The organism is Poseidonibacter ostreae, assembly GCF_009208075.1.
GTDB classification, from domain to species: Bacteria; Campylobacterota; Campylobacteria; order Campylobacterales; family Arcobacteraceae; genus Poseidonibacter; species Poseidonibacter ostreae.
The window spans coordinates 1-4,533 of sequence record NZ_WFKJ01000080.1 but is presented as its reverse complement, the minus strand read 5'-3'; the positions used below and the strand labels follow the sequence as shown (position 1 = coordinate 4,533).

At 27.6% G+C, this 4,533-nt stretch carries 8 protein-coding genes; 1 reads left to right on the top strand and 7 read right to left on the bottom strand.

Annotated features, from left to right (window positions below; translation table 11 throughout):
• From GBG18_RS14695 to secG, 5 genes are all read right to left on the bottom strand, one after another.
• Positions 1-184, bottom strand: a 184-nt coding sequence (locus tag GBG18_RS14695) for an MFS transporter (protein WP_193311175.1), incomplete at its 3' end; no start/stop codon positions are given.
• Positions 184-660, bottom strand: a complete 477-nt coding sequence (locus GBG18_RS14690) for an RDD family protein (protein ID WP_152192279.1) — start codon at positions 658-660, stop codon at positions 184-186. The genes GBG18_RS14690 and GBG18_RS14695, both read right to left, overlap by 1 nt.
• Before the next feature lie 5 nt (positions 661-665).
• Positions 666-1,265: an orotate phosphoribosyltransferase gene (pyrE, locus tag GBG18_RS14685; RefSeq protein WP_152192277.1), complete on the bottom strand. Its 600-nt coding sequence runs from the start codon at positions 1,263-1,265 to the stop codon at positions 666-668.
• 2 nt (positions 1,266-1,267) lie between these two features.
• Positions 1,268-1,825, bottom strand: a complete 558-nt coding sequence (frr, locus tag GBG18_RS14680) for a ribosome recycling factor (protein WP_152192276.1) — start codon at positions 1,823-1,825, stop codon at positions 1,268-1,270.
• A 202-nt stretch (positions 1,826-2,027) separates the two neighbouring features.
• Complete coding sequence (gene secG / locus GBG18_RS14675; RefSeq protein ID WP_152192274.1) at positions 2,028-2,381, bottom strand: preprotein translocase subunit SecG; 354 nt, start codon at positions 2,379-2,381, stop codon at positions 2,028-2,030.
• Positions 2,382-2,486: 105 nt separating this feature from the next.
• Between secG and GBG18_RS14670 the strand changes: the two genes are divergently transcribed.
• Positions 2,487-3,182: a methyltransferase gene (locus GBG18_RS14670; RefSeq protein WP_152192272.1), complete on the top strand. Its 696-nt coding sequence runs from the start codon at positions 2,487-2,489 to the stop codon at positions 3,180-3,182.
• On the opposite strand, the gene GBG18_RS14665 is transcribed toward GBG18_RS14670, so the two are convergent.
• Together GBG18_RS14665 and GBG18_RS14660 are read right to left on the bottom strand one after the other, a co-directional pair.
• Positions 3,134-3,538 (bottom strand): thiamine-phosphate pyrophosphorylase, encoded by a 405-nt coding sequence (locus GBG18_RS14665; protein ID WP_193311174.1) that lies wholly within the window; start codon positions 3,536-3,538, stop codon positions 3,134-3,136. The genes GBG18_RS14670 and GBG18_RS14665 overlap by 49 nt on opposite strands.
• 51 nt (positions 3,539-3,589) lie before the next feature.
• Positions 3,590-4,288 (bottom strand): Bax inhibitor-1/YccA family protein, encoded by a 699-nt coding sequence (locus tag GBG18_RS14660; RefSeq protein ID WP_152192269.1) that lies wholly within the window; start codon positions 4,286-4,288, stop codon positions 3,590-3,592.
• Between the last annotated feature and the right edge of the window lie 245 nt (positions 4,289-4,533).

Sequence of the window (4,533 nt, the reverse complement as noted above, 5' to 3'; positions counted from 1 at the left end):
ATTCAATATGCTTTAAAAATAAAAATGGTGTAGCAAATCTCATAAGTGGAGCAAGGGCAAAAATTATTCCAATATCAAAGGCATTGTATCCAATATCATGAAGTACTTTTGGCATGAAAATTATATATACACCAACAGCTGCAAAGTAAAAAAAGTAAAAAGCAGAGAGTTTAAAGAATAACATTATTCGGGAATAATAATTGTATTAGAGACTATATCCTGAAATGTTTTTTTATCTTTTCTAATAAATGGTAAAAAGATTAAGAAAAATGAAACAACTGCAAATAGTGTTGCACTATATCTAATAAGTGATTGTATTAATGATATTTTAGTTTTACTTGTTACATCTACAATCTTTAATTGATATGCTTTTAAACCTGGAGTTTGGCCTTTTACAAACCAGAAAAATATTATTAGTAAAAGATGAATAATAAGTATTATTGACCAACCTTTAATTCTATCTTCTGAAAAAGCTTCACCACTTCCCATAACAAGATATATTACAATATAAAGTATGGGAGTTGTGATTAAGAATGTATCTGTTAGAAAGGCTCTTAATCTTGAAGAGAGTGAAGAAGATTCAATTTGATTATGATCTTCTTTAATAGTAGTATTTTTTTGATTACCTCTATTGTTTTTTGTATCTCTCCATCTTGCCATTTAAATTAGTTACCTCTTGATCCTGGTTTATAAGCAATATCTTTAAAATCACACTCATCTGGTGTATACATTTTAAATGTAAAGTCTTCAAGTGCAAAAAGTGGTTTGTCTAATGGTAATTTACAATTATCTTGTGCTTCTAAAGAAGAACCAACTCTCGAACAAAAGCCTCTATTAGCAAGTGCAGCATAAGCTACAATATTTCCACCATCAGCTTCAACTTGACGTGCTGCTTCTAAAGCAGATCCACCAGTTGTAATAATATCTTCACAAATTACATAGTTTTCACCCTCTGTAACTTCAAAGCCTCTTCTAATAGTCATCTCACCATCAACTCTTTCAGCAAAGATAAATCTTACATCAAGTGCAGTTGCAAGTGCGAAACCAGCTATTAATCCACCAAGTGCAGGTGAACATACAGCATCAACTTTTATACCTGATTCTTTAATCTGCTTTGCTAGTGCTTCAGCTAATAACTTAGCAGTTTTAGGGTCTTCTAAAACTTTTGCTGATTGTAAGTAAAAGTTTGAGTAATTCCCTGAACTTAATTTGAAGTGACCTTCTAATAATGCATTAGCATCTTTATATATTTGTTCTACGTTCATCATTAAACCGTTAAAATTTCTTGTTCTTTTGCTTTAAAAGTAGTATCTGCTTTTGCTACATAAGAATCTGTAATTTTTTGAATTTCATCTTGAGCTTTTTTGCTCTCATCATCACTAATTTCTTTATCTTTGTGTAAAACTTTAATTTTATCGTTTGCAGATTTTCTAATATTTCTAATTGCAACTTTAGCATTATCAGTCATTACTTTAGCACCTTTAGCACTAACTTTTCTTTGATCAACTGTCATAGGTGGGAAGAATAATTTAATTACTTCTCCATCGTTATTTGGATTAACACCAATGTTAGCATTTTGAATAGCTTTTTCAATATCACCTAAAAGATTCTTTTCCCATGGGTTTATTACGATTGTTGTTGCATCTGCAGCTAATACAGAACCTACTTGATTTAAATCAGTTGGTGTTCCATAATAATCTACTTTAACACCATCTAAAACTGAAGTTGTAACTTTTCCAGTTCTTAGTGTTTTATAATCTCTTTTTAAAGCCTCAATAGACTTTTCCATATGATCTTTTGTTTCAGCATTAAGCTCTTCTAACATTAATTCTCCTTTATTTATTGAAAACTTTTTTTATTAATTTGCGGGTATTATACCATTTTTAACTTTGATATCTTTTCATGAGTGAAAAGTAAATATATAATTTGCTATTTTTTTTGATATTTGAATTAGAGTAAAAATAAAGATGTAAGTATTGTAACTACAAAGTAGAAAGAAATATTATATATTTCTTTTCTTCTTTGAATTACTTAGCTGCAGGTACGCTTGGTACTGGAGCTTGAGTTGGAGCTGCTGGAGCTTGTTGTGTTGTTGGAGCTGGCATAGATGGAATTAATGTATCTGTTTTTACATTATCAATCGCACTCTCGTTTCTTTTCTCATTATACATATAACCTAAAACTACTGTATTAATAACAAAGATTAAACCTAATGCCATTGTTGCTTTAGTTAAAAAATTACCTGGACCTTTAGCGCCAAATAATGATTCATTACTTCCGCTGTAAGCTCCAAGACCGATGCTTGAACTTTTTTGAAGTAAGATTATTATTGTTAATAAAATTGCTAAAACAAATTGAACTACTAAAAGTGTAGATGTCATTATCTATTTCCTTTTTGAAAAATGGGATATATTTTATCTAAAACTTATTAAGAAAAAGTTAAAATGAATTTTCTTTCAAATTAAACACTAAAATAAAGAGTAAAATTGTCAATAAAAAACGAATTTTCAAAGCATGCAAATGAATATAACAATCATAATATTATTCAGCAAATTATTGCAAAATCCTTAGTTCGAGAATTAAAAACAAAACCTAAAAAAATACTAGAACTAGGTTGTGGTTCAGGACAAATTTTTTCTAATATTACATGGCCAATTGACTTTTACAAAGCAATAGATTTTTCAGAAGAAATGTGCCAACTTCATCCGCAGAATAGTAGTGTTGAAGTTAAATGTTTTGATTTTGATACAGAAGAATTTCTTAACGAAATTAAAAACGATACTTATGATATTGTATTATCATCTTCTGCTTTACAGTGGTCAAAAGATTTAGATAAAATTGTTAAAAAACTTTCACTAATTACTAATGAAATCAATGCAGTATTATTTACTTCAAATACATTTAAAACTATTCAAACTATTACAAATACAAAATCACCAATTTTAGAAGAAAGTGAAATTAAAAAAGCTTTTTCAAATCATTTTATTTGTGAATTTGAAACAATTATGTATAAATTAGAATTTGAAAATAAAAAAGATTTATTCAATTATATAAAAAAATCAGGTGTAAGTGGAGGATCTAATAGTTTGGATTTTAAAAATGCAAAGAAATTATATAAAGAGTATAATTTAAATTATTTAGAATTTGAAGTTATATTTGTTAAAACAGTTTCTAAAGTATAAAGTTCATATCTTATATACTTAAAGTTTTCACTATCTTCTATTGAAATAAGCTTACAAAACTCTTCTAATACTCTAGCACTCTCTTGAGCTCTTTTAAAATTTGCAATTAATATAGAGTGTAAATCATCTCTATTTTGTTCACTTTTAATTGATTCTCTTAAGACATCATTTTTAACATCTCTTGTTTCTATCATTTGAGTATAAATATCTATTCTGGATAGGTGACGCAAGTCTTTTAGTTTTAAAGCAGTTTGTTTATCATTATATATGTATCTAAAAATGTCCTCAACTACACGAATTCCTTCACGTAATCTATTTAAATTTGCATCTATAAGTCTAAGATTATTTGATTTCATAATATTTATAATAGTTTAACGTAGATAAACTAACTCCCAAGGGAGTTAGTTTTAGTCGTCACTACTGTTCATAATTCCTAAAATTTGTAATAATGAAATAAACAAGTTAAAGAAATCTAAGTATAAAGATAAAGCAGCTTCAACTGGCGAATCATATCCACCTCTAATAATTTGCTGTGTATCATATAAAATAAATGCAGAGAATAATAATGCACTTACACTAGCAATTCCTAATTGCATTAATGATGATTGAATGAAGATATTTGAAATACCTGCAACAATTACAATAATAAGTGCAATCATTAAAAATTTACCCATTGAAGAGAAATCTCTTTTTGTTGTCATTGCAAACATTGAAATTCCACCAAATGCAACTGAAGTCATTAAGAAAGCTTGACCAACTATTGATGCACCACCTGGCATTGCAAAGATTGAAGCTAATAATGGAGCGATCATTAACCCTGTCATAAATGTTAAAGCAAATAAAGCTAATAAATTAACTCCTGGCTTATGTTTTACTTTTGGTATAACAAACCATACCATTGCAATTACTGCTCCAAATAAAAGCCATTTTACTGGACCCATTAAGTAAGAAACAATTTCAAGACCAATATATGACCCTGCCGTTGCAGCTAATAATGAACCAGCAAATAATTGATAAGTAGCTTTTAAAAAGCTCATTAATTGTACTTGAGACGATTCTTGTGAATGCTCATTTGAATTATTTGATAAATAATCTCTATTATACATATGTATATCCTTTTTATATTGTTGTTAATTAGTGCGTAATTTTATAATGTTAGTCTTAATAACATCTTTAATAAGCATCTGTATTTTTATTACAAATTATATATTAAGATAAAAAAGTAAATGAAAAATTAACAAATATAATAAAAGTATTTATTAAATCCCTAAAATTAAAGACAATACAATATAAATATTGTATAAAATCACATATTTACACAAATCGTAAAATTTAAGCAAAACCTAAGCTA

Coding starts and splice junctions, on each gene's coding strand:
- frr (WP_152192276.1), bottom strand. CDS start 1,825: ATGTTAGAAGAGCTTAATGCTGAAACAAAAGATCATATGGAAAAGTCT.
- GBG18_RS14660 (WP_152192269.1), bottom strand. CDS start 4,288: ATGTATAATAGAGATTATTTATCAAATAATTCAAATGAGCATTCACAA.
- secG (WP_152192274.1), bottom strand. CDS start 2,381: ATGACATCTACACTTTTAGTAGTTCAATTTGTTTTAGCAATTTTATTA.
- pyrE (WP_152192277.1), bottom strand. CDS start 1,265: ATGAACGTAGAACAAATATATAAAGATGCTAATGCATTATTAGAAGGT.
- GBG18_RS14665 (WP_193311174.1), bottom strand. CDS start 3,538: ATGAAATCAAATAATCTTAGACTTATAGATGCAAATTTAAATAGATTA.
- GBG18_RS14690 (WP_152192279.1), bottom strand. CDS start 660: ATGGCAAGATGGAGAGATACAAAAAACAATAGAGGTAATCAAAAAAAT.